Genomic DNA, 23,955 nt, shown 5'->3' on the forward strand with positions numbered 1-23,955 from the left:
CAGCCCCGGGGGAGGGTCCCCCGGGGGGACGGGGATTCACCTACGCCATGACCGATGTGCCGATGACGGCCTCGGGGTCGTCCACCGCGACCGCCGGGGAGATCCTCTCCCGCCATCTCACCGCCCAGGCCGGTGCGTTTCTGCGCGCCCTGCCGCAGGCGGTCGGCGAGGTCGGCTCCAGACCGGGCGCCGTCCTGCACCCCTCGGCGGGCACCGCGGACCTGCTCCGGGCGGTCCGGCGGATCGGCGGCGTGCTGCACACCTTCGCGGCGTCGTTCGAGCCGACCTGGGCCCAGGAGTCCCGGGCCGAGCTGCGTTGGCTGCTGAACCTGCTCGCCCAGGAGCCCGGTTACCTGCGGCGCTCCACCCGGCTGCTCGGCGCCCTCGACTCGTTGAGCGCCGCCGACGCCGAGGGGCCGGGCATGCTGGCCGGCCACGCCGGCGCGCCCAAGGCCAGGGCCCTGCTGGACCGCCAGCTGACCCTGGCCCGGACCCGCGCGCACTCCACCGTGCTGCAGGAACTCCGGTCGGCCCGCTTGCACGCGCTCGCCGACCGGATGACCCTGCTGGTCGGCGAGGTGCCGCTGCGCTCGCAGGCCGTCGGCGGACCGGGGGACAGCCTGCTCCCGCAGGCGGGCGCCGCCCTCGGCGCGCTCGACGCCGGCGCCCGGCTGCTGCCGCTGCACCGCGCCTCCACCCCGTACGGCGGCGACGGCCTGCGCCGGCTCGGCACCGTCCCGGCCGCCCGGGGAGTCCTGGACGCCGACGCGGTGCTGGCCGCCGACGACGCGCCCTGGCACCGGGTGCGGATCCTGGTCAAGCGGGCCCGGTACGCCCTGGAGGTGTCGGCCCGGCCCGTCCAGGCCCTCGACGAGCTGGACCGGACGCTCGGCCGCCACCAGGAGGCCTCCGACGCCGCCGTGACCGCGGCCACCGCGGCGCGGACCCCGCGGATCACCCCGGCCACGGCCTACGTGCTCGGCGTGGTGCATGCTGATCAACGACTGGAGGTCGAGGCGGCACGGTACGCGTTCGGCCTGCAGTGGCCGGACCTCGCCCCCAGCCTCGCCGGCTCGGGGGTACCTCCAAGCCACCCGGCCGGAGGAGAGGTGCCCCCAGCGTCACGGATGGCATGAATGGGCAACCGCCTGAGCGGCAAGCAGGACAAGGACGACCGCGCCAAGGGGCCGGCCCGGATGAGCGCGACCGGCCGGCCGTCGGCCGCCGGGCGGGACACCGACGCCCGCGGCGACCTCCGGGGCACCGACCTCAGGACCGGCGGGAGCCGGGAGACCGGTAGCCGGGACGCCGGGCAGCGGCGCCGGCTGCGGGAGGCGAAGAAGCAGGGCGGCCCCGGCCGGCCGCGGACCGCCCCGCCGGAGGCCGCCGAGCCGTCCCGCCGCCGGGCCGGCCCGGCGGCCTCCGCGGCGTCCTCCGCTCCGTCCGGGGCCGCCCGAGGGCGGACGATCCTGGCGGCCGGCGCGGTGCTCTGGCTGCCGGGGCGGCAGAAGAAGAAGGGCCTCGGCCGGCCCAGGATCGCGCTGATCCACCGGCCGAAGTACGACGACTGGAGCCTGCCCAAGGGCAAGCTGGACCCGGGCGAGAGCCTCGTCCAGGCGGCCCTGCGGGAGGTCGAGGAGGAGACCGGCCTGCGCTGCGTGCTCGGCGCGGAGCTGCCCGCCCAGCACTACCTGGCGCAGGGGCGCCCCAAGGAGGTCCGGTACTGGGCGGCGGTGCCGGTCGGAGGTGCTTTCACCCCCAACCGTGAGGTCGACCGGTTGGAGTGGCTGCCGGCCCGCAAGGCCAGGGCCCGGCTGACCCACGACCGGGACCGGGTCCTGGTGGACGCGCTGCTGGAGGTCCTCGGCGCCCGTCCGCTGCCGAAGGGCTGACCGCCCCGGCGGCCGCCCGGGCCGGAGCCGTCGTGAAGACGGTGTGCGGGCCGCCGCCGGGCCGGCCGCAGGGCGCGGACGCGGGCGGGCGTGCGGCATCCGGGTTCACCCGTCCGAGTGATCTCTCCGCGCCCTCCCCGTGACGCAACCGTTACTACCTGACGCTGTTTCCTGCCATCCGTTCGAGGTTCACTCTCCGTTCACTTACGACCGGCTGACGCGTCACCTACCCGTCCTAACTTCTGGATTACCGGAGGGCCGAACGGGCCCCGGACCACAGCAAAACCCGCGCCATCCTCAGTCACCGGACGCTCAGCGTCCGGATGCGACCGGCGTCGGCAATGCCACAGAAAGGGACACCCTGTGAAGCTCCAGCGGAACGGCCGCTCCAAGGCCCTCGTCGTCGGTGCCATGGCGCTCGTCAGCTCGCTGTCGCTCGCCGCCTGCGGCTCGGACGACAACACCGGCGGCGCCGGCGCCGCCGGTACGAGCGCTCCGGCTGCCGCCGCCATCGCGTGCGGCAAGGCGGGTGCCCTGGTGGCCGCGGGTTCCACCGCGCAGGGCAACGCGATCGACGTCTGGAAGACCAACTTCGGCAACGCCTGCGCCGGCTCCTCGGTCAACTACAGCGGCGGCGGCTCGGGCGCCGGTGTGCAGCAGTTCACCCAGGGCAAGGTCCAGTTCGCCGGCTCCGACTCCGCGCTGAAGCCGGCCGAGGTCGACGCCACCAAGGCCGTCTGCACCGGCGGCCAGGGCATCAACCTGCCGATGGTCGCGGGCCTGATCTCGATCGTCTTCAACGTCGACGGCGTCGACAAGCTGACGCTGGACGGCCCCACCACCGCGAAGATCTTCGACTCGCAGATCACCAAGTGGAACGACCCGGCCATCGCCGCCCTCAACCCGGGCGTGACCCTGCCGGCCGCCGACATCCAGGCCTTCCACCGCTCGGACGACTCGGGCACCACGGACAACCTGACCAAGTACTTCGCCAAGGCCTCGGGCGGCGCCTGGTCCTACCCGTCCAGCAAGACCTGGGCCGGCAAGGGCGGCCAGTCGGCCAGCGGCAGCGCGGGCCTCGCGGCCCAGGTGAAGCAGGTCAAGAACTCGATCAGCTACGTCGAGCTCTCCTTCGCCCAGACCAACAGCCTGAAGAGCGCCGCCATCAACACCGGCGCCAGCAAGCCGGTCGAGGCCACCGCCGACAACGCCGCCACCACCTTCGCCAAGGCGAAGATCGCCGGCACCGGCAGCGACCTGGCGCTGACCCTCGACTACGCGACCAAGGAAGAGGGCTCCTACCCGCTCGTCCTGGTCACCTACGAGATCGTCTGCGACAAGGGCAACAAGGCCGACACGCTCGAGACCCTGAAGTCCTTCCTCACCTACGCGGCCAGCGACAACGGCCAGAAGGCCATCGGCAGCACCGGCTACGTCCCGCTGCCGAAGGAGCTCGCGTCGAAGGTCCAGGCCGTCATCCCGACCCTGGCCTGACCCTCCCACCACCGGTGGGGCGGCCCCGAAGAGCCAGGGGGGCCGGGGCCGCCCCCACCGGGCAGCACACGCCAGAAGCACGTCCGGGGCACCGCCGCCATGGTGCCGCCCCCCGCGGGGCAGCGCCACCAGACCGGAGTAGACCAATGACTTCATCCCTCCCTGCCGATGCGCGAGGCAGGGTACGCAGGCGCAAGAGCAGTCAGCTCGGCGACAAGATCTTCTTCAACGCCGCCCGGGGAGCGGGCATCCTGCTGCTGGTCATCATGGCCGCCATCGCGGGATTCCTGGCCTACCGCTCGGCCCTGGCCCTCACCAAGAACGAGGGCAACTTCTTCACCACCTTCGAGTGGACGCCGGATGCCCAGAAGCCCGTCTTCGGCATCGCCGTCCTGGCCTTCGGCACCATCGTCAGCGCCGTGATCGCGATGGCGATCGCCGTGCCGGTCGCCATCGGCATCGCGCTCTTCATCTCGCACTACGCGCCGCGGAGGATCGCCCAGCCGTTCGCCTACCTGGTGGACCTGCTGGCCGCCGTGCCGAGCATCGTCTACGGCCTCTGGGGCGCGCTGTTCCTCGTCCCGCACCTGGACGGCCTGACCAGCTGGATGGACGAGTACCTCGGCTGGACGTACGTCTTCGACCAGACCCGCGCGGGCACCACGCCGCGCACCCTGTTCACCGTCGGCATCCTGCTCGCGATCATGATCCTGCCGATCATCACGGCCGTCACCCGTGAGGTCTTCCGGCAGGTCCCGCGGATGCACGAGGAGGCGGCGCTCGCGCTCGGCGCGACCCGCTGGGAGATGGTCCGCACCGCCGTCCTGCCGTTCGGCCGGCCCGGCATCATCTCGGCCTCCATGCTCGGCCTCGGCCGCGCGCTGGGCGAGACCATCGCGGTGGCCGTCGTGCTCTCCTCGAACAGCGTGCTCTCGCTGCACCTGCTCGACCCGGGCGGCGGCACCTTCGCGCAGAACATCGCGCTGAAGTTCAACGAGGCCGGCCCCTTCGGCCGCGACGCGCTGATGGCCTCCGGCCTCGTCCTGTTCGTGATCACCCTGCTGGTGAACGGCGCCGCCCGACTGATCGTCGCGCGCCGCAAGGAGTACTCGGGGGCCAACGCATGAGCGCCGTGACCACCGCCGCGTCGGCCGTTCCGCAGCTGCGCCGCAACCTCACCACCGCCCGGCTGCCCCGGTGGGCGCCGGCCGCCGTCGCCGCGGCCTCGATCGCCGTCGGCTGCGGGATCGGCGCCGGCTTCGGCCTCGCCAGCCACCTGCAGTGGGGCCTGATCGCGGCCGCCCTGTTCGTGGTCGTCAGTTACGCGCTGTCGGCCCGGATCGAGGGCCGCCGGCAGGCCAAGGACCGCCTGGCCACCTCGGTGGTGTGGGTCGCCTTCGTGGCGGCCGTCGTGCCGCTCGCCGCGCTGACCTTCTACACGGTCCAGCAGGGCATCGCCGTGGTCGACGCGCACTTCCTCACCCACTCGATGAAGGGCGTGCTGTCCTCCGGTCCCGGCGGCGGCATCTACCACGCGCTGATCGGCACCCTGCAGCAGGTCGCGCTGGCCACCCTGATCGCCGCGCCGCTCGGCCTGCTCACCGCGGTCTACCTGGTGGAGTACGGCCGCGGCCGGCTCGCCAAGACCGTCACCTTCTTCGTCGACGTCATGACCGGCATCCCGTCCATCGTCGCCGGCCTGTTCATCCTCTCCGTCTGGATCCTGGGCCTCGGGTTCTCGTACTCCGGTTTCGCGGGCAGCCTCGCGCTGGCCATCCTGATGATGCCGGTGGTCGTGCGCTCCACCGAGGAGATGCTCAAGCTCGTCCCGAACGAGCTGCGCGAGGCCTCGTACGCGCTCGGCGTGCCCCGCTGGAAGACCATCCTGCGGATCGTCATCCCCACCGCGATCGGCGGAATCACCACCGGTGTGATGCTCGCCGTCGCGCGCATCACCGGGGAGACCGCGCCGGTGCTGATGCTGGTGTTCGGTGCCGACATCATCAACAACAACCCGTTCCAGGACCCCCAGCAGTCGCTGCCGATGTACATCTGGCAGCAGTACGCCCAGGTGAACAACGACTTCGGGTACGCCCGGGCCTGGGGCGCCGCGCTGGTGCTGATCGCCTTCGTGATGGGGCTCAACCTCATCGCCCGCGGTATCGCGCGTTGGCGCTCGCCCAAGACCGGGCACTGACGGACCGACTGACGTAGACCGAAGACGAGAGAAGACGAACGATCATGGCCAAGCGCATCGACGTCAGCGGACTGTCCGCCTACTACGGAAACACCAAGGCCATCGAGGACATCTCGATGACCGTCGAGCCCCGCTCGGTGACGGCCTTCATCGGCCCCTCCGGCTGTGGCAAGTCCACCTTCCTGCGCACCCTGAACCGGATGCACGAGGTGATCCCCGGTGCCCGGGTCGAGGGCAAGGTGATGCTGGACGACGACAACCTGTACGGCCAGAACGTCGACCCGGTGGCCGTACGCCGTACGGTCGGCATGGTCTTCCAGCGCCCGAACCCCTTCCCGACCATGTCGATCTACGACAACGTCGCGGCCGGGCTCAAGCTCGCCGGCGTGAAGAAGAAGTCCGTGCTGGACGACGTGGTGGAGAAGTCCCTCAAGGGCGCCAACCTCTGGAACGAGGTCCACACCCGTCTGAACAAGCCGGGCGCGGGCCTCTCCGGCGGCCAGCAGCAGCGCCTCTGCATCGCCCGCGCCATCGCGGTCGAGCCGCAGGTCCTGCTGATGGACGAGCCCTGCTCGGCCCTGGACCCGATCTCCACCCTCGCGGTCGAGGACCTGATCGGCGAGCTGAAGTCGCAGTTCACCATCGTGATCGTGACGCACAACATGCAGCAGGCCGCGCGGGTCAGCGACCGCACCGCGTTCTTCAACCTGGCCGGTGTTGGCCAGCCCGGCAAGCTGGTCGAGCTGGACGACACCCAGCGGATCTTCTCCAACCCGTCCGTGCAGGCGACCGAGGACTACATCTCGGGCCGCTTCGGCTAGTCGCCGGAGCCCCCGCCGCCCGGCGGAGGACGAGAGAATGGCTGCTTCGCGGTGCTGCATGGCGGTGCCGCCGCGAAGTAAGGGACAGGGCCCGCCCCCGAGATGTGGGGGCGGGCCCTGTCGTCCCTCGCCCCGCGCGGAGCGCGGGGGAGCGGGAGGGTCAGCCGAAGATCAGGTCGACGATCCAGTAGACCAGCGCGGCCACCAGGGCGGCCGCCGGCATGGTGATGAACCAGCCGAGCACGATGTTCTTGGCGACGCCCCAGCGCACCGCGCGGATCCGCTTGGTGGCGCCCACGCCCATGATCGCCGAGGTGATCACGTGAGTGGTGGAGATCGGCGCCTTGAACACGTACGAGGTGATGTACATGATCGTCGCCGCGGTGCTCTCGGCGGCGAAGCCCTGCGGCGGGTCCAGCTCGATGATCTTGCGGCCGAGCGTCCGCATGATCCGCCAGCCGCCCGCGTAGGTGCCCAGCGAGAGCATGGTGGCGCAGGAGATCTTCACCCAGACCGGGATGTCCTGGGTGGTCTGCTGGCCGGAGATGGTGAGCGCCAGCACCACGATGCCCATGGTCTTCTGGGCGTCCTGCAGACCGTGCGCGAGGGCCATGGCGGCGGCCGAGGCGGTCTGGGCGACCCGGAAGTTGCGCTTGGCCTTGTGCGGGTTGGCCTTGCGGAAGATCCACAGGATGGCCAGCATCACCAGGTAGCCGCAGACCAGGCCGACGACCGGCGAGACGAACATCGGGATGATGATCTTGTCGACGACGCCGCTCCAGATCACCCCCGTGCCGCCGGCCAGCGCCGCGCCCACCATGCCGCCGAACAGCGCGTGCGAGGAAGAGGACGGCAGACCGAAGTACCAGGTGGTCAGGTTCCAGGTGATCGCACCGACCAGGGCGCCGAACAGGATCATCATGCCCTGGCTGCCGGTCGGGGTCTCGATGATCCCGCTGGACACGGTGTGCGCGACCCCGCTGCCCAGGAAGGCACCGGCCAGGTTCATCACCGCGGCCATCGCCAGCGCCGCCCGCGGGGTGAGCGCCCGGGTGGAGACCGAGGTGGCGATGGCGTTCGCCGAGTCGTGGAAGCCGTTGGTGTACGTGAAGAAGAAGGCCACGCCGATGACGGCGATGAGTGCTGCCATGTCCACGCTGGTCAGGACTCCTTGACCGCGATGGTCTCCACCGTGTTGGCGACGTGCTCGAAGGCGTCGGCCGCCTCTTCGAGGACGTCCACGACCTGCTTCAGCTTCAGCACCTCGATGGCCTCGTACTGGCCGCTGAACAGGTGCGCGAGCAGCTTGCGGTGGATCTGGTCCGCCTGGTTCTCCAGCCGGTTGACCTCGATCCAGTACTCGGTCAGGTTCGACATGCTCCGCAGGTTCGGCATCGCCTCGGCGGTCAGCTCGGCGGCCCGGGCGAGCACCTCGATCTGCTGCTCGATGCCCTTGGGGAGGGTCTGGATGTCGTAGAGGACGACCAGGTCGACGGCCTCCTCCATGAAGTCCATGATGTCGTCCAGCGACGAGGCGAGGTTGTAGATGTCCTCGCGGTCGAAGGGCGTGATGAAGGAGGAGTTCAGCTGGTGGAACACCGCGTGGGTGGTGTCGTCACCCGCGTGCTCGGCGGCGCGCATGCGCTCGACGATCTCCGCGCGGGCCGACACGTCTGAACCCAGCAGTTCCAGCAGGAGCTTGGATCCCACGACGAGGTTCTCCGCGGCTGCGGAGAACATGTCGTAGAAGCTCGTCTCCTTCGGGGTCAGGCTAAAACGCACGGAAATCTCCGATGTGCGGGGTAGGGACTGAACGATGCTAGGCGCAAGCGGCCGGAACCACGCAAACGGGGTGACGGGCGGGGAATCGGAACCTCCTGTTCCGGAACGTCCGTGCACCTGAGGAGCCGACCCGTACGCCCGTGTACGGAAGCGAGCCCAGTCTGACGGAACCTCGCCGGTATTGCCCCCTCCGTGCACCCGGAGATCCGGGCCGCCGCCCGTCCGGAGGAACACCACCGCGCCCGCGGGTGTTGGACACTGGAAGCTGACGGGATCCCAGCCTTCCGCCGTTCCCGGCCCCGGCCGGGCGGGATTCCCCGGCGGCCGGCCGGGGGAGTACCCCGGGGCAGGTACTCCGAGGGCTGCGAGCGACCACCCAGAGCCACCCATGACGAAGGCGGGCCGGATGACCACGACCGAAACCCACGAGGCCGGCGCCCAGGCCGGGCCGGCCGCGCACCCGCACGCGGGCCCGCACGGCTACAGCGAACAGAAGGACGCCCACCTCAAACGCCTGCGCCGGATCGAGGGCCAGATCCGCGGCCTGCAGCGGATGGTCGACGAGGACACCTACTGCATCGACGTGCTCACCCAGGTCTCCGCCAGCACCAAGGCCCTGCAGTCCTTCGCGCTCTCGCTGCTGGAGGAGCACCTGCGGCACTGCGTCGCGGCCGCCGCCGAGGAGGGCGGCGCGGAGCTGGAGGCCAAGGTCGCCGAGGCCACCGCTGCGATCGGCCGGCTGCTGCGCAGCTGACCGGCGGGGTGCCGCGCTCGGAGGCGGCCCGAACGGGAGGGGCTGCCGGGGCTCTCCGGGGGCCCCGGGTCAGCTTCGTCCTCGGGTCAGGCTTCCGTGGGCCGGGCTTCCGTGGGAGCGGGGCCGCCGGGCCGTGGCACGGCCCGGGCCGCGCCGTCCGGAGCCTGGGCCGTCCCGTGCGGGTGCGTGCGGGGCCGGTGGGCGGCCGGCCGGTGCTGGTCCGGGCGGTGCGCGTCCGGTCGGTGGACCGCTTCGGGCTGGTCCGGGCGGTCCAGCAGGACCTCGTCGATGCGCTCGGTCGGCAGGCGGTCGCCGGCCGAGGACGTCGCGGCGATCATCAGTTCGCCGGCCAGCTCGATCTCGTCGAGGGCCGTGTGGTCATGACCGCCGTCGCGGCCGCCCGAGGTCGACACCACCTGCACCACCCCTTCAGCGCCCTGCTTGCCCCTGGGGCGCTCCCCCGGCCTTCGGCCGAGGGGACCTCCGCCCGGCCCGCGGGCCGGGGGCGCGGCAGTCACCCGCCGTCCAGCCTAGGCATTTCGGAGTCCGGCCACATGGCACGGACGGGCCATCTTGGTGCGGCCGAAACGGGTGGGCCGCTCTTCCCGTGCTGCTTCCCGCGCCGACCGGGCCACCTGCGGCCGGCCGGCCCGGCCCGTCACTTCGGGGGCTCGGTCGCGTTCATCGACCAGATGTCCGCGGCGGCCGGCTCCGCGGCGTCCACCGCCTTGCCGAAGTCGCTCAGCGAGGTGGTGGAGGTGACCTTGACCTGGTCCTTGGCCTCCTTCGAACCGGCCACGCCGGCGAACGAGAACACCTCGACCACCTTGTGCAGCCGGCCCTGACCGTCCAGCCAGACCTCGTAGGGGACCTCCTTGACCGTGAAGGTCTGGGCGGCCATCCGCAGGCCGTCGGCCCCGCGCCCGCCGGTGGCCTCGGCGGCCTTGGCCAGGTCCAGCGTGCCCCGGTAGTGCTTCAGGGCCACCCCGTCGACCGTCTCGCCGCCGACCAGCTCGGCCTTCTGCGCCCCGCGCAGCGCCCCGGCGGCGCCGGCCGGGTCGGTGGCGCCGCTCGACACCAGGTTCCCGTCGGGCAGCTGGCGGACGTCCAGCTTGACCCACTTGCCGGCCGGCACCTTCGCCCCGCTGTTCTGCAGGTAGACGACGCCCGGCAGGACCACCTCGACGATCTTCCCGGTGGTCGCGGCCCCCGGCGGCACCGCCACCTCCAGCCGGCCGATCCGCTTCACGTAGTCGTAGCCGCCGGCGCCGGTGAACACGGCCTTCTTGTCGGCCGACTCGGTGACCAGCTCGGTGACCGCGCGGGCGGAGCCCGTCCGGCCGGTGATGTCCGCGGCGCCGCGCACGGCCGTCAGCGGATCGGCGGCCAGCTGGTCGGCCGAGCTGTCCTGCCGGTGGTCCGCCCCGCCGGACCCGCCCGAGCAGGCCGCGAGGCCGGTGAGGGCGGCGGCGAGCACCACCGCCCGGGCCGCGGACCGGACGTGCGGAAGCAGCTGGCTCTGGTTCGGCATCTTCATTCTCGCGACAACCCCCTCGGGCCCGAGCGCCCGGCAAGCGCCACCCCCGATGGGCAGAGCTCTTTCCGGACAAACGAGTTGGGCCCCGAGGGGTTACGCACGACCCGGCGCACCCGGAACGTCGCGCGCCGGGGTGCGGGCGCGTTACGGTGAGCCACGTGCACAGTGAGCTGCCGGTCTCCCCCGGCACAGCCCAGATGCCCGGCCACCGCGTGGAGATCACCGAGCGCGGCTCCTTCTGCTTCGCCAACTGCAGCTGCGGCTGGTCCCGGCCCGCCCGGCGCTCCCGGGACCTCGCCAGACGCGAGGCCGCCGAACACCTGGAGGAGAGCGGCGCCGACCAGGGGACGTGACCTCCCGGGCACCCAGCCCACCCAGCACCCGGACACCGGCGCGCGGAGCCGTCCCGGGGCTTCCGGGCACCGAGCCGTCCCGGAAGCCGTGGGAGCCGCCTGGCGGCCCTCCCGGCGGGCCGGGGGACCACGGGTCCCCCGGGCCCCGCGAGCGGCCCTCAGGCGGCGAGATCGGGCTCCCGGGGCGGATCCTCGGCGCGGACCTGACCCGGGACGGCCCGGCGCCGCCGGCCGCCGCCCTTCGGGGCACCCGTCCGCCGCCCGCCCGCCACGACCAGCGGGGCGGCCGCGGTCCGGGCCACCGCGTGGCAGAGCGGCACCAGCACGGCCATCGCGATCGGCGCCAGCAGCAGCACCACCGCGGTCGCCAGCGCGAAGCCGCCGATCACGTCCGTCGGGTAGTGGACGCCCATGAACATCCGGCAGAAGCCCTGCAGCAGCGCCAGGCCGCCGGCGATCCAGCCGAGCCGGCGGTTGACCAGGAAGAGCGCCACCGCGATGCCCATCGACATCGTCGAGTGGTCGCTGACGAAGGAGTGGGTGCCCTCCTTGCCGGCCACCAGGACGTCCAGCCCGGCGTGGTCGACGAAGGGGCGCGGCCGGTTCACGATCGCCGCGATCGGGAGGTTGGCCAGCTCGGCGACGGTCACCGCGAGCGGCGCCCAGAGCAGGCCGGCGACGGCCACCGGGGCGTCCGGGCGGCGGCGGGCCTGCAACCAACCGGTGAGGCACAGCGCGGCCAGCCCGAGCAGGATGCCGTACTCGCCGATCCAGGAGACCAGCGAGTCCAGCCAGCCGGGCGAGGACTTGGCCAGCCCGTTGACGGCGTAGAGCAGACCGAGATCGGGGTCGCTCGTGTCGGCAAGTGGCATCGGCACGCCGCACCTCCTTCTGCTCCGCTGAACCTGCGGTCCCGGCCGGGGTCGGCCCAGCTCAGGAAGCTGACACAGAACCACCGGACACAACGTCACCGCAGGCACACAGGGTTCCACGGGGACGCAGGGTTATGGAAACTTGACTCGCCGTCCACCGTGCGCTCACACCCGGGGCGCCGCCCGGGCTCAGGTCTTTGCCGGCGTTTGACCCGAACCGCCCGCGGCGGCGGCCCGCGCGGGCGGGCTCGCCGCGGGCGTGGTGGCGGGGGTGCCGGCGGGCGCCTGGCCGCCGGCACCCGGCCCGCCCGAACCGGTGATGCTGCCGTCCGCGCCGCGGACCGGCAGGGCGTTGGCGCCGTCCGAGGTGACCCGGGTGGCGCCGATGTACTCCTTGGTGTCGATCTTGTCGTAGCGGATCACCGCGCCGGTGTGCGGCGCGTCGATCATGTAGCCGCCGCCGACGTAGATCCCGACGTGGTGGATGCTGCGCGGGTCGTTCAGGTCGGTGGCCCAGAACACCAGGTCGCCCGGCCGGAGCTGGTCGCGCGACGGGTGCGGGCCGGCGTACCACTGGTCGTTGGCGACCCGGGGCAGCGTGATCCCCACCGAGGCGTACGCGGCCTGGGTGAGCCCGGAGCAGTCGAACCGGCCGCCCTGCGAGGGCAGGCCCTCGCCGCCCCACAGATAGGGCGTGCCCAGCACGTTCTGCGCGAAGTAGATCGCGCCGGCGGCCTGCTGCGAGACCTCCACCGCGGCGGTCGGCGCGGTGAAGCTGCGGGCCAGCGTCGAGATGTTCCGCACGTACCCCTGGGTCTCCGCGTACGGCGGCACCCCGCCGTACTTGATCACCGCGTACGGGCCCGCGTTGTAGGCGGCCAGCAGGTTGGCCTGCCCGTCCCCGGGCACCTTGGAGACCTCCCGGGCCAGCGCGCAGTCGTAAGTCGCCGCGGAGGCGATTGCGTCGGCCGGGTCCCAGATGTCCTTCTTGCCGTCCTTGTTGGCATCCACCCCGTACGTCGCCCAGGTGCTCTCCAGGAATTGCGCCATCCCATAGGCCTTGGCCGGACTCCGCGCTGACGGATCGAAACCGCTCTCCTGATAGAGCTGCGCCGCCAGCATCGGCGGAGAGATCTCCGGGCAGAGCGAGCCCCACTCCTGGATCAGCCCCTGGTAGGCGGCCGGGACGGTGCCGGCGGAGAGTGCGGCCCGCGAACCCTGATGCTGCGGCGTACCGCTCGCGGCATACGTCCCGAAGGTCACCAGCCCGACGAACCCGGCCAGCACAACTCCCGTAGCAGCGGCGGCCGTACCGGCCTTCCGGAGTACCATCAGCACCATCCCGACGAGTCGTCAGTCGAAGTGTCCCGGAAGGCGTTGCTCACCGCAATCATCAGAGATACAAAGAGTGAGCGCTATCCTTCGTACGGTGGACATCCTGGCGTACGTGTCCCATGCCTCACGACCAATCCGCGAGAAGCAGCCAAGTCGACATCAGATCTGGCCAAGAATAGGTACCGGCCCTTCGCGCAGGTGGGGTCATGGGCCTTGAATTTGCCTGATCGGGCGGTGAGATGGAAATGAACCTGAGCAGCGTGGACAGTATCGCGATCGGCCACCTGGCCGAGGACCCACCCAAAAAGGCCAATATCGACACCATCATCGGAGGGATCGCCCCGGACTGGGGGCCCTTCGCCACGCTCGGCTCCGAGGCCCGCGTGATGGTGGAGGTCGTCATGGCCGTGGCCATCCTGGCCTGTCTCGCCCTCGCGGTCTGGGGCGCGGCCAAGCAGCGGATCGGCGCCACCGCGATGCGCGACTCCTTCGGTGCCGAACAGGGCAAGGGGCTGATCATCGCCGGGCTGACCGGCGTGTTCATCATCGGATCGCTGGGCACCCTGTTCACCATTGTCTACGGTATGGCCATCTGACGAACGGACAGCGTCCCGCCGGCCGGCCCGCCGGCCGCGGGGAGCACGTCCGGCCGCAGGCAGCCGGCAGCAGCCCGGCCGGGGGACCGCCAGGACCCCCGCCAGGAATCCACCCCGCCCTCCTCGCCCGCGCCCGCCGCCCGCCCACGGGCAGGCGGCCCGCCGGGCCGGAGGGGCCCAACGGAGCCGCCAACCGGCTCCCCGCACCAGGAGGGCCGCCGTGCCGTTGTCCGACGACCAGCCGCACACCCGTACGCGGCTACCGGTCGCCGAACAGTCCTCCTACCAGCCGAACGGGCGCCAGGCCCGACCGGTGCGGACCCTGCTGACCGTCCTCGTGGTCGTCACCCTGCTGGTCCTGGCCATCTCGGTCGCCAACCGCGGCAAGGCCGACCCGGACCCGGCCGCACCGCCCTCCGCCGACCGCGCCGCGGCCTCCGCCGCCCCCGGCGGCGCCGGCCCCGGGCCCAGCGGCGAACAGCCCGTCAGCACCACCAGCAACGGCATCGCCAACGGCTTCCCGCACACCGACCAGGGCGCCCAGTCGGCGGCCGCCAACTACGCCGTCGCGATCGGCTCCGCCGAGATGTTCCGCACCGAGGCCCGGCACACCATAGTGGCCACCATCGCGGACCCGGCGGCCCTCGCGGGGTTGCAGGGCCGGCTGGACCAGGGGTTCGGCGGCGACACCGCCGCCCGCTACGGCCTGGACGCCCAGGGCAAGGCCCCCAAGGGCCTCACCTTCGTCAGCCGCACCGTCCCGGTGGGCACCAAGTCGGTCAGCCACACCGAGAGCGACGCCAAGGTCGAGGTCTGGTCCACCGGCCTCACCGGCCTCGCCGGGGAACGCTCCACCCTGCCGGTCGTCCAGAACTGGTACACCCTGACCCTCAGCCTGCGCTGGACGGGCGGGGACTGGAAGCTCGTCGACTTCACCAGCCGGCAGGGCCCAGCCCCGGTGCCGGGCGACCAACAGGCCGCTACCGCCGAGGAGATCACCGGTGCTGTCCAGCAGTTCGGGGGGTTCCGCTATGCCCGCTGACCGCCCCGCCTCCCCCCGCCTGCGCCGGGCCGGCGTCCTGGCCGGCGCCTTCGCGGCGGTCCAGCTCGCCGCCCTGCTGACCGCTCAGCGGGTCTTCGCGGAGCCCTCGCCGTCGCCCTCGCCGTCGGCGAATGCGTCGAACTGCCCCGACCTGCCGATCTCTGGCAACGGCATCCTCTGCGTCGACAAGCCCGGCGGCGGCGCCGGCCTCCCCGGCAGCGGCACCGTCGGCAGCGTCACCGACCCCCTCGGTTCGCTCGCCAAGGGGTGCGCGCAGGCCGCCGCCTGGGTGGTGCGCAAGCTGTCGAGCGCGATCGACGGGACGACGCAGGTGGACTTCACCAACGCGTCGTTCCTGCAGCAGTACGCGGTGGTCTTCGCCGGTTCGACGATCATCACGCTGGTGCTGTGGCTGCTGGCCGTCACCAAGCGGGCCGTCCGCGGGGCCCCGCTGGCGACCGCCATCGGGGAGGCGATCGGGTTCCTCTGGCTGACGGTGGTGGCCTCCGCCTTCACGCCGCTGATCCTGTTCACCGTGGTCAGCGCGACGGACGGGCTCACCAAGGCGATCGCGGTCGGTACCAAGTCGGACACCGGCACCTATCTCGGCGGCTTCGCCGACACCCTGGAGAAGGGTGACATGGGCGGCGGCCCGCTGATCCTGATCATCGTGTCGCTGGTGGCCGTGCTGGCCGCGGCGGTGCTCTGGATCGAGCTGCTGATCCGCGCCGCGATGCTGTACGTGGGTGCGCTGCTCGGGACGGCGGTCTACGCCGGGCTGGTCGACAAGCAGTTGTGGAAGCACGTCCGCCGCTGGGCCGGCCTGATGGTGGCGGTGGACCTGGCGAAGCCGATCATCGTGATCATCCTGGGCCTGGCCGGGGCGGTGGCCAGCGGGGCGGGGGCGACGGACGACTTCGCGCGGGTGCTGTCGGGGCTGGCGATCCTGTTCCTGTCGATCTTCGCGAGCGCTGCGGTCTACCGCTTCGTGCCGGGCTTCGGCGACGAGATGGTGAACATGCGCAACGCCCGGGCCGGCGCCGTCTCGGCGGGCTCGGCGATGATCAACGGTCCGGCCAACCTGGTGAAGCAGGGCATCAGCGCCCACGGCTCCCGGGGCGGCCCGCAGGCGGCCAACGCCTCCGCCGCAGCCGGCGGCGGGTCCGTGGCGCCGGGCATCGCGGCGCACGGTTCCCGTACCGCGGCGCCGCCGCAGCAGGCGGGGCCGCCGGCTCCGAGTCGCGACAGCAATCCAGCGAAGGGAGGGTGACGGGTAAGTGAGCAGCGACCAGCTCGGCCAGTACGGTGGTCAGTACGGCCAGGCGTACGTGCACCAGCGCCGCACCTATCTGATCGGCAAGGCCCGCCCGAACGCGCCGATCGGCCGCAACCGGGAGTCCGGCGAGATCGTCCTGATCATCTTCGGGGCCTTCCTCGGGATGCTCTGGGGGCTGCTGATGCCGATCCTCCCGTTGCGGATCGCGGGGCTGGTCGGGCTGCCCCTGCTGGCGATCATGGCGGTCTACGTGCCGTACCGGCGCCGGACCTTCTACAAGTGGGTGGAGATCAACCGCACCTACCGGCGGACGGCGCGCAGCGGGCGCGGGCTCTGGAAGTCAGACGTGATCGACGCGGGCACCCGGCTGGACGGCCGGGAGGTCGAGGTCGGGCCGCCGCCGGGGGTGGGACGCCTGCGCTGGCTGTCGGCGCCGTTCGGGCCGGACGAGGTCGGGGTGCTGATGCACCTGGAGCGGCGGACGGTGACGGCCGCGATCGAGATCGAGGGCCCCGGGGTCGGGCTGCGGGACTCGGAGGACCAGGAGGCGCTGGTCGACCGCTTCGGCACGCTGCTGAAGCACGTCGCCAACGGGGACGGCTTCGTGACCCGGCTGCAGATCCTGGCCCGGACCCTGCCGGCCGACCCGGACGCGCACGCCAAGGACGTCGAGCGTCGTGGTGACCACGACGCCCCGCGCTGGCTGCAGGACTCGTACGACCAGCTGCAGTCGATGGTGTCGACCTCCTCGGAGCAGCACCGGGCGTACCTGGTGGCCTGCATGCACTACACCCGTGACCTGGCGGCCGAGGCGCACGCGATGGGCCGCACGGCCACCGGCAGGCGCGCCCGGGACGACGAGGGCCTGGCGGCGGTGATGGCGCGCGAGCTGACCGACATCTGCGCCCGGCTGGCGGAGGCCGACATCCGGGTCCGGCAGCCGTTGGGCCAGGCCCGGCTCTCCTCGCTGCTGCACTCGATGTACGACCCGGACCACCCGATCGACCACATCCAGGCGATGTCGCGCCGCAACGCGTGGCCGGCCGAGCTGGACGCCACGCATCCGCAGTACCTGACCGCGAAGACCCGGGAGTCGGTGACCCGGGAGCCGTGGTGCCACGCGACGGCCTGGATCAAGGAGTGGCCGCTGACGCCGGTGGGGGTCAACTTCCTGGCTCCGCTGCTGGTCCACACGCCGGACGTGATCCGTACGGTGGCGGTCACGATGGACCTGGAGCCGACCGACGTGGCGATCGAGCGGATGCTGACCGAGAAGACCAACGACGAGGCGGAGGCGAGCCGCGCCGCCAAGATGAACCGCACGGTCGACCCGCGGGACCTGGCCCACACCGGCCGGGTCGACCAGCGCGGCGACGACCTCGCCTCGGGCGCGGCCGGGGTGAACCTGGTGGGGTACATCACGGTGTCCGCACGCAATCCGGAGGCGCTGGCCCGGGACAAGCGGACCATCCGGGCGTCGGCGGGCAAGAGCTACCTCAAGCTGGAGTGGTGCGACCGCGAGCACCACCGGGCGTTCGTCAACACCCTCCCGTTCGCCACGGGCATCCGCCGCTGATCCACGTACCGACCCTCCGGAGGCAGGCCCGCCATGGCAATCGGCAATCTCACCGACTCGTTCACCAGCCTGATGTTCGGCAAGGTGGAGACCACCCGGCTGCCCGTGCGGACCTCCACCGGGCAGGCGCAGGCGGTCTATCTGCCGACCGCCGCGCCGGGCCTGGGTGACTCCGGCGTGATCATCGGCCGGGAGGTGTACAGCGGCAAGGGGTACGTCTACGACCCGTTCCAGCTGTACGGGCAGCAGCTGCCGGCGCCGCACTGGCTGGTGCTGGGGGAGTCCGGCAACGGCAAGTCGGCGCTGGAGAAGACGTACGTGCTGCGCCAGTTGAGGTTCCGGGACCGGCAGGTCGTGGTGCTCGACGCGCAGGGCGAGGACGGCGTCGGCGAGTGGAACCTGATCGCCAACGCGCTCGGCATAAAGTCCATCCGGCTGGACCCGATGGCGGCCCGTGACGGCGGGGTGAAGCTGAACCCGCTGGACCCGGCGATCACCACGACCGGGCAGTTGTCGCTGCTGCGCACCATCATCGAGGTGGCGATGGGGCGCGGGCTGGAGGAGCGGGCCGGCTTCGCGCTGAAGGCCGCGCACGCCCATGTGCTGGCGACGGTGACCGGCCGCCAGCCGGTGCTTGACGACATCATCAACACGCTGCGCAGCCCTGACCTTTCCTCGGTGGAGTCGCTGGGCGTGGGGGTCCAGGAGGTGCAGGCCTGGGGTCTGGACGTGGCGCTGGTGCTGGACCGGCTGGTCGACGGCGACCTGCGGGGGATGTTCGACGGGTCGACCACGGACGGGATCGACCTGGACGCGCCGCTGATCGTCTTCGACCTGTCGCACATCGACCGGAACTCGATCGCGATGCCGATCCTGATGGCGATCGTGGGGGTGTGGCTGGAGCACACCTGGATCCGGCCGGACCGGAAGAAGCGGATCTTCCTGGTCGAAGAGGCCTGGCACATCATCAACAGCCCGTTCGTGGCGCAGCTGTTCCAGCGGCTGCTGAAGTTCGGCCGGCGGCTCGGCCTGTCCTTCGTGGCGGTGGTCCACCACCTTTCCGACGTGGTGGACGGCGCGGCGGCGAAGGAGGCCTCGGCGATCCTCAAGATGGCCTCGACCCGGACGGTCTACATGCAGAAGGCCGACGAGGCGAGAGCCACCGGCCGGGTGCTGGGGCTGCCGCGCTGGGCGGTGGAGATCATTCCGACCCTGTCGCCCGGCATCGCGGTGTGGGACGTCAACGGCAACGTGCAGGTGGTGAAGCACATCATCACCGAGGCGGAGCGTCCGCTGGTGTACACCGACCGCGCGATGACGGAGGACGCGGTCGCGGAGCGGGTCAGGGCCGAGCGGCAGCTGGCCGCCGAGCCGGGGGTCTGAGGCCGCGCCCCCGGGGCGGGTTCAGCGGGTGGCGGGAGTCCGGCGGGATGGCCGGGCGGTGGCGGCGGCGATCGCGCCGAGCAGGCCGGCGGCGACCAGGAGGGCCTGGATCCAGCCGTGGTGGGGCCACCAGTTGGTCCAGCCGGCGGCCCCGACGGCGCCGACCACGCTGGCCAGGCCGACGGCGAACACCATGGCCTCGGAGCCGGGCCGGCCCCGCCGGAGCCGGACGCAGGCCACCGTGCACAGCGTGGCGAGGATCAGGGCGGGGACGGCTACCGCCGCCGTGAAGAGCGTGATCAGGATCAGCGAGACCTGGCCCTCGGCGCCGAACTCCCCGTTCCCGTCCGTGCCGCCGAGGAACTGGGCCAGGGTGCGGACGGAGTACCCCAGCAGGCCGAGGCCGGGCAGGCCCCAGAGGACGGCGAGGCCGCCCGGCAGCCACGGGCCGGTGCGGGCGGGCGTGGTGGTCGCTGCCGGGGTCGGTCCGGTCGGGTTCATGGCGGCTGCCCATCTCTCGTCGTACGGTCCGCGCTCGGGGCACCACGGTAACGCCCCTGTCGAGCCCCGCACCTGAGTGCGTGTACTCAGCTTCCACGGGTGCCGAAGCTGTGAAGGCACCTACCGGTCGGCAACAGGAAACCCTCTCGTTACGTCCAGGGTCCTGACAGCTACGCGCGTTGACTCTAGGCTGCACAGGTCACGAGCAACATTGCCGCCAGCCCGGCCCCGCCCACCGCGGGGCCCTCCAGGTGCAGGGGAACCCTCATGCCCAATGCCGGTCGCACCGGTAGTGACCTGCCGAACAGCGGGTCCAGGAACGTCAGATACCGCCGCGCGGCGCTGGCCGTCGTCGCGGCCGCCGGCCTGTTCGGCACCTTGATGGTGCCGAGTGCCGCCCAGGCGGCGGACCGTCACAAGCTGGCCAACCTCCAGCTGCTGGCCATCAACGACTTCCACGGCAACCTGGAGGCCCCGGCGGGCTCCTCCGGGACGGTCAAGGAGATCGACCCGGCCACCGGCAAGGAGGTCGCCACCCCCGCGGGCGGCATCGAGTACCTCGCCACCGCGCTGCGCCAGGCCCGGATCCCCGCCGACGACTCGATCACGGTCGCGGCCGGTGACATCGTCGGCGCCAGCCCGCTGACCTCGGCCCTGTTCCACGACGAGCCGACCATCGAGGCGATGGACAAGCTCGGCCTGGACGTCACCGCGGTCGGCAACCACGAGTTCGACGAGGGCGCCAAGGAGCTGCTGCGCCTTCAGAACGGCGGCTGCCACCCGGTCGACGGCTGCTACGAGGCGGGGCGCAAGTTCAAGGGCGCCAACTTCAACTACCTCGCGGCCAACGTCACCAACGAGAAGACCGGCAAGCCGATCCTGGCCCCGTACTGGGTGACCAAGTCCCAGGGCGTGAAGATCGGTTTCATCGGCGCCACCCTGGAGGGCACGCCGAACATCGTCACCGCCGAGGGCGTCAAGGGCCTCAAGTTCGGTGACGAGGTCGAGACGATCAACAAGTACGCCGCGGAGCTGAAGAAGCAGGGCGTCAACTCGATCGTCGCGCTGATCCACGAGGGCGGCTTCCCGGCCAGCTCGGTCTACAACTACGACTGCGGCGCGGCCGGCCAGGGCATCTCCGGGCCGATCGTCGACATCGCCAAGCAGCTCGACCCGGCCATCGGCGCGATCGTCACCGGCCACACCCACAACGCGTACGCCTGCACCATCCCGGACCCGCAGGGCGTGCCGCGTTCGGTGACCAGCGCGGCCTCCTTCGGCCGGCTGTACACCGAGATCGACCTGCAGCTCGACAAGACCACCGGCACCATCGTGCGCCCGTCGGTGAAGGCCGAGAACCACGTGGTGCGGCGCACCCTGGAGAAGGCGCCGGACATGACGGCCCTGATCGCGCACTACTCGGCGCTGGCCGCGCCGATCGCCGGCCGCCCGCTGGGCTACATCCCGGCGGACGTCAACGGCCGCGGCAGCAGCGCGCTGGAGAAGCCGCTCGGTGACGTGATCGCCGACGCCCAGCTGGCCGGCCTCGCCCCCGCCGACAAGGGCGGCGCGCAGATCGCGTTCATGAACCCCGGCGGCATCCGCTCGGACCTGGTCTACAAGGCGTCCGGGACCGAGGGCGACGGGGTGGTGACCTACGGCGAGGCGTTCACCGTCCAGCCGTTCACCAACATGATGCAGGTCAAGACGCTGACCGGGGCTCAGGTCGTGCAGCTGCTCCAGCAGCAGGTGAGCGGCCTCAACGACGCCGCGCCGAAGATCCTGCAGAACTCCAAGGGCTTCACCTACACCCTGGACATGCGCAAGACCGGTGCGGCCCGCGTGGTCGTCGACAGCGTCAAGCTGAACGGCGCCCCGATCGACCCGGCGGCGAGCTACCGCGTCGCGGCCAACGAGTTCCTGGCCGGCGGCGGCGACGGCTTCCCGGCCTTCGCGGCCGGCACGGACAAGCTGGTCGGCGCCTCCGACCTGGACCTCTTCGCGGCGTACCTCGGGGCCAACAGCTCCGCGGCCGCCCCGCTGGCGGTGCCGGCCCAGGACCGGATCACCATCATCGGCCCGGGTACCGACATCGACTGACCCACCTGCGCGGACGGACGGGCGGGGTGCCTCCGGGCACCCCGCCCGTCCGTCGTTCGGCGGCCGCCGGCGGGGCCGCGGTCAGGGCGCTCCGGGCTCGCCCGGCAGCCGGACGGTGGCCTGCGCGCCCGGTCCGCCGTCCCTGGCCGGGCCGAGCGAGACCTCGCCGCCCGCGTCCCGGACGGACTGCGCGACGATCGACAGGCCGAGGCCCGAGCCCGGCAGCTGGCGCGAGGACGGCGAGCGCCAGAACCGGTCGAAGACGTACTGCAGCTCGTCCTGCGGGATGCCGGGCCCGTGGTCCCGGACGGTCAGCAGGCCCTCGTGCAGCCGTACGTCGACCACGCCGCCGGGCGGGCTGTACTTCACCGCGTTGTCCAGCAGGTTGATCACCGCGCGCTCCAGCGCCGCACCGTCCCCGTGGACGTACCAGGGGGCGATGTCCAGCTCGAAGACCAGGCCGGGGCCGCGCAGCCGGGCCCGGTCGACGGCGCGGCCGGCGATCTCGTGCAGGGCGACCACGGCCACGTTCTGGCCGGGCTTGGGGGAGTCCGGGCGGGAGAGCTGGAGCAGGTCGCCGATCAGCAGGGTGAGTTCCTGCATCTGCGCCTTCATGTTCCCGAGCAGCTTGGTCCGGGTCGCTTCCGGCAGCGGCCGGCCGGTGTCGTTGCTGCGGATCAGCAGGTCGACGTTGGTCCGCAGCGAGGTGAGCGGGGTGCGCAGCTCGTGCCCGGCGTCGGCGATCAACCGGGTCTGCCGGTCACGGGAGTTGGCCAGCGCGGTGCTCATCGAGTTGAACGAGGTGGAGAGCCGGGCGATCTCGTCGTTGCCGGTCACCGGGATGGTGGTGCCGACCTCCTCGGTCCGGGCGATGTGCTCGACCACGTCGGTGAGGTCGTCGACGGGCTTGAGCGCGGAGCGGGCGATCAGGCGGCCGGTGAGGCCGGCGCCGACCACGCCGAGGGCGGCGACCACACCCAGGAAGAGCGCCAGTTGGTTCAGCGAGTCCTGCACGGTGTCGACGGGAACGGCGGTGAGCCCGGCATACTGCTTGCCGTTCGGATCGGTGACGCCACTCAGCCGAATCCTGGCGGGTGTCCCGTCGACGTAGGTTCCGTCGCGGAAGGTGTACTTGCCACGGGGGAGGCTGGCCGCTTCGAGGTCGGAGGTCTCGACGTTGACGGCCTTGGGGGCTGAGTTCACCGTGAGGCAGATCTGGCCGTTGGCGCTGTAGAGCTGATTGCTCACCTGGCTGTCACCCCCGGGCTGCCCGCCCCCTGGAAGAGGCGGCTCGTTCTCGCGTGCGGTTTCCGCACTCGCCTGGGCCGCCGCAGCGGTCTTCTCGCAGGAGCCCAGCGTGAAGGACCGGCGACTGTTGTCGACCCAGGCAGGCCGCGGTTCCATGGCGCGGGAAAGGTTGTCCTGGACCTGCTGGTACAGCTTCTGCTCGACGATGAACCAGCACGCCAGCGCCGACAGCGCGATCGCGACCGCCACCGCGAGCGCGGTGAGCGCCGCCAGCCGGCTGCGCAGCGAGCGACCCCGGTACCACTGCGCCAGCCGCCGCCGCAGCGTCCGCCGTGGCGGGTGGACCAGCGGCGGCGCCGGTGGCGCGGGGTGCGCCGCGGAGGCCGTGGGCTCGCTCACGCAGCGACGCCGGCGGCCGGCCGCAGGGCGTAGCCGACGCCGCGGACGGTCTGGATGAGCCGGGGCATGCCGCCCTGCTCGGTCTTGCGGCGCAGGTACATCACGTACACGTCGAGCGAGTTGGAGGACGGTTCGAAGTCGAACCCCCAGACGGCCTTGAGGATCTGCTCCCGGGTGAGCACCTGGCGCGGGTGGGAGAGGAACATCTCCAGCAGCATGAACTCGGTGCGGGTGAGTTCGACGGGCCTGCCGTCGCGGGTGACCTCGCGGGTGGCGGTGTTCATCCGCAGGTCGGCGAAGGCCATCACCTCACTGTCGTCCTCGGCGACGACGGCGCGGGCGGCGGCCTCGGTGGCGAGGGCGTTGCGCCGGAGCAGGGCACGGACGCGGGCGAGCAGTTCGTCGAGCTCGAAGGGCTTGGCGAGGTAGTCGTCGGCGCCGACGTCGAGGCCGGTGACGCGGTCGCCGACGGCGTCGCGGGCGGTGAGCATCAGGACGGGGGCGGTGTCGCCGCGCGAGCGCATCCGGCGGACGGCGGTGAGGCCGTCCATCCGCGGCATCATGATGTCCAGCAGGACGAGGTCGGGCTTGTCCCGTTCCACGGCGTCGAGGGCCTCGTAGCCGTCGGTGGCGGTGGAGACCTCGTAGCCCTCGAAGGCGAGGCTGCTCTCCAGCGCGTCTCGCAGGGCCGGCTCGTCGTCGACAACGAGGAGGCGGGCGGGGGAGGACCCGGCCTCGGCGGCGGTGCGGTCGTCGGCGGGGGGAGTCATGGGCGCTGGCCCTTTCTCGTCGTGGCG

General features: G+C 72.0%; 23 protein-coding genes. 14 read left to right on the forward strand and 9 right to left on the reverse strand.

The window, feature by feature from the left end; genetic code table 11:
* Positions 1 to 47: 47 nt before the first annotated feature.
* The 6 genes from J2S46_RS22700 (at position 48) to pstB (ending at position 6,404) form a co-directional block, all read left to right on the forward strand.
* On the forward strand, positions 48 to 1,136 hold the full coding sequence (locus J2S46_RS22700) for a CHAD domain-containing protein (RefSeq protein WP_229912802.1): 1,089 nt from the start codon (positions 48 to 50) through the stop codon (positions 1,134 to 1,136).
* 330 nt (positions 1,137 to 1,466) lie between these two features.
* A complete protein-coding gene (locus J2S46_RS22705; RefSeq protein ID WP_370882325.1) occupies positions 1,467 to 1,892 on the forward strand; it encodes an NUDIX hydrolase in 426 nt (141 codons plus the stop codon).
* A 363-nt stretch (positions 1,893 to 2,255) separates the two neighbouring features.
* A complete protein-coding gene (gene pstS, locus J2S46_RS22710) occupies positions 2,256 to 3,386 on the forward strand; it encodes a phosphate ABC transporter substrate-binding protein PstS (RefSeq protein ID WP_191290552.1) in 1,131 nt (376 codons plus the stop codon).
* A gap of 146 nt (positions 3,387 to 3,532) precedes the next feature.
* Positions 3,533 to 4,513 (forward strand): phosphate ABC transporter permease subunit PstC, encoded by a 981-nt coding sequence (gene pstC / locus J2S46_RS22715; protein WP_191290553.1) that lies wholly within the window; start codon positions 3,533 to 3,535, stop codon positions 4,511 to 4,513.
* On the forward strand, positions 4,510 to 5,583 hold the full coding sequence (gene pstA, locus J2S46_RS22720) for a phosphate ABC transporter permease PstA (protein ID WP_191290554.1): 1,074 nt from the start codon (positions 4,510 to 4,512) through the stop codon (positions 5,581 to 5,583). The genes pstC and pstA overlap by 4 nt, the downstream gene beginning before the upstream one ends.
* A 44-nt stretch (positions 5,584 to 5,627) precedes the next feature.
* Positions 5,628 to 6,404: a phosphate ABC transporter ATP-binding protein PstB gene (gene pstB / locus J2S46_RS22725; protein WP_073926643.1), complete on the forward strand. Its 777-nt coding sequence runs from the start codon at positions 5,628 to 5,630 to the stop codon at positions 6,402 to 6,404.
* A gap of 160 nt (positions 6,405 to 6,564) precedes the next feature.
* Here the strand turns inward: pstB and J2S46_RS22730 are convergent, their stop codons facing one another.
* Positions 6,565 to 7,560 (reverse strand): inorganic phosphate transporter, encoded by a 996-nt coding sequence (locus J2S46_RS22730; protein ID WP_191290555.1) that lies wholly within the window; start codon positions 7,558 to 7,560, stop codon positions 6,565 to 6,567.
* 5 nt (positions 7,561 to 7,565) lie between these two features.
* Entirely contained in the window at positions 7,566 to 8,186 is a 621-nt protein-coding gene (locus J2S46_RS22735) for a DUF47 domain-containing protein (RefSeq protein ID WP_073926641.1), read from the reverse strand.
* Positions 8,187 to 8,592: 406 nt separating this feature from the next.
* Between J2S46_RS22735 and J2S46_RS22740 the strand changes: the two genes are divergently transcribed.
* Positions 8,593 to 8,940 (forward strand): metal-sensitive transcriptional regulator, encoded by a 348-nt coding sequence (locus J2S46_RS22740; RefSeq protein ID WP_229912803.1) that lies wholly within the window; start codon positions 8,593 to 8,595, stop codon positions 8,938 to 8,940.
* 86 nt (positions 8,941 to 9,026) lie between these two features.
* Here the strand turns inward: J2S46_RS22740 and J2S46_RS22745 are convergent, their stop codons facing one another.
* Together J2S46_RS22745 and J2S46_RS22750 are read right to left on the reverse strand one after the other, a co-directional pair.
* Entirely contained in the window at positions 9,027 to 9,356 is a 330-nt protein-coding gene (locus J2S46_RS22745) for a hypothetical protein (protein WP_191290734.1), read from the reverse strand.
* A gap of 242 nt (positions 9,357 to 9,598) precedes the next feature.
* The gene (locus J2S46_RS22750) at positions 9,599 to 10,471 is read right to left on the reverse strand and encodes an SCO4651 family lipoprotein (protein ID WP_191290557.1); all 873 of its coding nucleotides are present in this window, start codon (positions 10,469 to 10,471) and stop codon (positions 9,599 to 9,601) included.
* Positions 10,472 to 10,635: 164 nt separating this feature from the next.
* On the opposite strand from J2S46_RS22750, the gene J2S46_RS22755 reads away from it, so the two are divergent.
* Complete coding sequence (locus J2S46_RS22755; RefSeq protein ID WP_191290735.1) at positions 10,636 to 10,830, forward strand: hypothetical protein; 195 nt, start codon at positions 10,636 to 10,638, stop codon at positions 10,828 to 10,830.
* A 158-nt stretch (positions 10,831 to 10,988) separates the two neighbouring features.
* Here the strand turns inward: J2S46_RS22755 and J2S46_RS22760 are convergent, their stop codons facing one another.
* Both J2S46_RS22760 and J2S46_RS22765 read right to left on the reverse strand, forming a co-directional pair.
* Positions 10,989 to 11,702 (reverse strand): phosphatase PAP2 family protein, encoded by a 714-nt coding sequence (locus J2S46_RS22760; RefSeq protein ID WP_191290717.1) that lies wholly within the window; start codon positions 11,700 to 11,702, stop codon positions 10,989 to 10,991.
* A gap of 189 nt (positions 11,703 to 11,891) precedes the next feature.
* The gene (locus J2S46_RS22765) at positions 11,892 to 13,034 is read right to left on the reverse strand and encodes a C40 family peptidase (protein ID WP_191290558.1); all 1,143 of its coding nucleotides are present in this window, start codon (positions 13,032 to 13,034) and stop codon (positions 11,892 to 11,894) included.
* Between the two features lie 248 nt (positions 13,035 to 13,282).
* On the opposite strand from J2S46_RS22765, the gene J2S46_RS22770 reads away from it, so the two are divergent.
* The 5 genes from J2S46_RS22770 (at position 13,283) to J2S46_RS22790 (ending at position 18,910) form a co-directional block, all read left to right on the forward strand.
* A complete protein-coding gene (locus J2S46_RS22770; RefSeq protein ID WP_073926635.1) occupies positions 13,283 to 13,633 on the forward strand; it encodes a DUF8827 family protein in 351 nt (116 codons plus the stop codon).
* Between the two features lie 220 nt (positions 13,634 to 13,853).
* Complete coding sequence (locus J2S46_RS22775; protein ID WP_191290559.1) at positions 13,854 to 14,675, forward strand: DUF8175 domain-containg protein; 822 nt, start codon at positions 13,854 to 13,856, stop codon at positions 14,673 to 14,675.
* Positions 14,665 to 15,945, forward strand: a complete 1,281-nt coding sequence (locus tag J2S46_RS22780; protein ID WP_229912804.1) for a hypothetical protein — start codon at positions 14,665 to 14,667, stop codon at positions 15,943 to 15,945. The genes J2S46_RS22775 and J2S46_RS22780 overlap by 11 nt, the downstream gene beginning before the upstream one ends.
* A 7-nt stretch (positions 15,946 to 15,952) precedes the next feature.
* Entirely contained in the window at positions 15,953 to 17,527 is a 1,575-nt protein-coding gene (locus J2S46_RS22785; protein WP_191290560.1) for an SCO6880 family protein, read from the forward strand.
* A gap of 33 nt (positions 17,528 to 17,560) precedes the next feature.
* Positions 17,561 to 18,910 carry an ATP-binding protein gene (locus tag J2S46_RS22790; protein WP_073926631.1) on the forward strand — a complete coding sequence of 450 codons (1,350 nt, stop codon included), beginning with the start codon at positions 17,561 to 17,563 and terminating at the stop codon, positions 18,908 to 18,910.
* 21 nt (positions 18,911 to 18,931) lie between these two features.
* Here J2S46_RS22790 and J2S46_RS22795 read toward each other — a convergent pair whose 3' ends face one another.
* Positions 18,932 to 19,411 (reverse strand): hypothetical protein, encoded by a 480-nt coding sequence (locus J2S46_RS22795; RefSeq protein ID WP_191290561.1) that lies wholly within the window; start codon positions 19,409 to 19,411, stop codon positions 18,932 to 18,934.
* Positions 19,412 to 19,678: 267 nt separating this feature from the next.
* On the opposite strand from J2S46_RS22795, the gene J2S46_RS22800 reads away from it, so the two are divergent.
* Complete coding sequence (locus tag J2S46_RS22800) at positions 19,679 to 21,511, forward strand: bifunctional metallophosphatase/5'-nucleotidase (RefSeq protein ID WP_191290562.1); 1,833 nt, start codon at positions 19,679 to 19,681, stop codon at positions 21,509 to 21,511.
* Between the two features lie 81 nt (positions 21,512 to 21,592).
* Here the strand turns inward: J2S46_RS22800 and J2S46_RS22805 are convergent, their stop codons facing one another.
* Together J2S46_RS22805 and J2S46_RS22810 are read right to left on the reverse strand one after the other, a co-directional pair.
* Positions 21,593 to 23,158, reverse strand: a complete 1,566-nt coding sequence (locus J2S46_RS22805) for a HAMP domain-containing sensor histidine kinase (RefSeq protein ID WP_229912805.1) — start codon at positions 23,156 to 23,158, stop codon at positions 21,593 to 21,595.
* Positions 23,155 to 23,928 (reverse strand): response regulator transcription factor, encoded by a 774-nt coding sequence (locus J2S46_RS22810; protein ID WP_073926629.1) that lies wholly within the window; start codon positions 23,926 to 23,928, stop codon positions 23,155 to 23,157. The genes J2S46_RS22805 and J2S46_RS22810 overlap by 4 nt, the downstream gene beginning before the upstream one ends.
* Between the last annotated feature and the right edge of the window lie 27 nt (positions 23,929 to 23,955).

The sequence above is a fragment of the Kitasatospora herbaricolor genome (genome assembly GCF_030813695.1).
GTDB classification, from domain to species: Bacteria; Actinomycetota; Actinomycetes; order Streptomycetales; family Streptomycetaceae; genus Kitasatospora; species Kitasatospora herbaricolor.

Excerpts from the sequence above, each read along its gene's own strand:
- J2S46_RS22760 (WP_191290717.1), bottom strand. The coding sequence starts at position 11,702 with ATGCCACTTGCCGACACGAGCGACCCCGATCTCGGTCTGCTCTACGCC.
- J2S46_RS22795 (WP_191290561.1), bottom strand. The coding sequence starts at position 19,411 with ATGAACCCGACCGGACCGACCCCGGCAGCGACCACCACGCCCGCCCGC.
- J2S46_RS22700 (WP_229912802.1), top strand. The coding sequence starts at position 48 with ATGACCGATGTGCCGATGACGGCCTCGGGGTCGTCCACCGCGACCGCC.
- pstC (WP_191290553.1), top strand. The coding sequence starts at position 3,533 with ATGACTTCATCCCTCCCTGCCGATGCGCGAGGCAGGGTACGCAGGCGC.
- J2S46_RS22765 (WP_191290558.1), bottom strand. The coding sequence starts at position 13,034 with ATGGTACTCCGGAAGGCCGGTACGGCCGCCGCTGCTACGGGAGTTGTG.
- J2S46_RS22810 (WP_073926629.1), bottom strand. The coding sequence starts at position 23,928 with ATGACTCCCCCCGCCGACGACCGCACCGCCGCCGAGGCCGGGTCCTCC.
- pstB (WP_073926643.1), top strand. The coding sequence starts at position 5,628 with ATGGCCAAGCGCATCGACGTCAGCGGACTGTCCGCCTACTACGGAAAC.
- J2S46_RS22740 (WP_229912803.1), top strand. The coding sequence starts at position 8,593 with ATGACCACGACCGAAACCCACGAGGCCGGCGCCCAGGCCGGGCCGGCC.
- pstA (WP_191290554.1), top strand. The coding sequence starts at position 4,510 with ATGAGCGCCGTGACCACCGCCGCGTCGGCCGTTCCGCAGCTGCGCCGC.
- J2S46_RS22750 (WP_191290557.1), bottom strand. The coding sequence starts at position 10,471 with ATGCCGAACCAGAGCCAGCTGCTTCCGCACGTCCGGTCCGCGGCCCGG.
- J2S46_RS22770 (WP_073926635.1), top strand. The coding sequence starts at position 13,283 with ATGAACCTGAGCAGCGTGGACAGTATCGCGATCGGCCACCTGGCCGAG.
- J2S46_RS22790 (WP_073926631.1), top strand. The coding sequence starts at position 17,561 with ATGGCAATCGGCAATCTCACCGACTCGTTCACCAGCCTGATGTTCGGC.
- J2S46_RS22800 (WP_191290562.1), top strand. The coding sequence starts at position 19,679 with ATGCCCAATGCCGGTCGCACCGGTAGTGACCTGCCGAACAGCGGGTCC.
- J2S46_RS22780 (WP_229912804.1), top strand. The coding sequence starts at position 14,665 with ATGCCCGCTGACCGCCCCGCCTCCCCCCGCCTGCGCCGGGCCGGCGTC.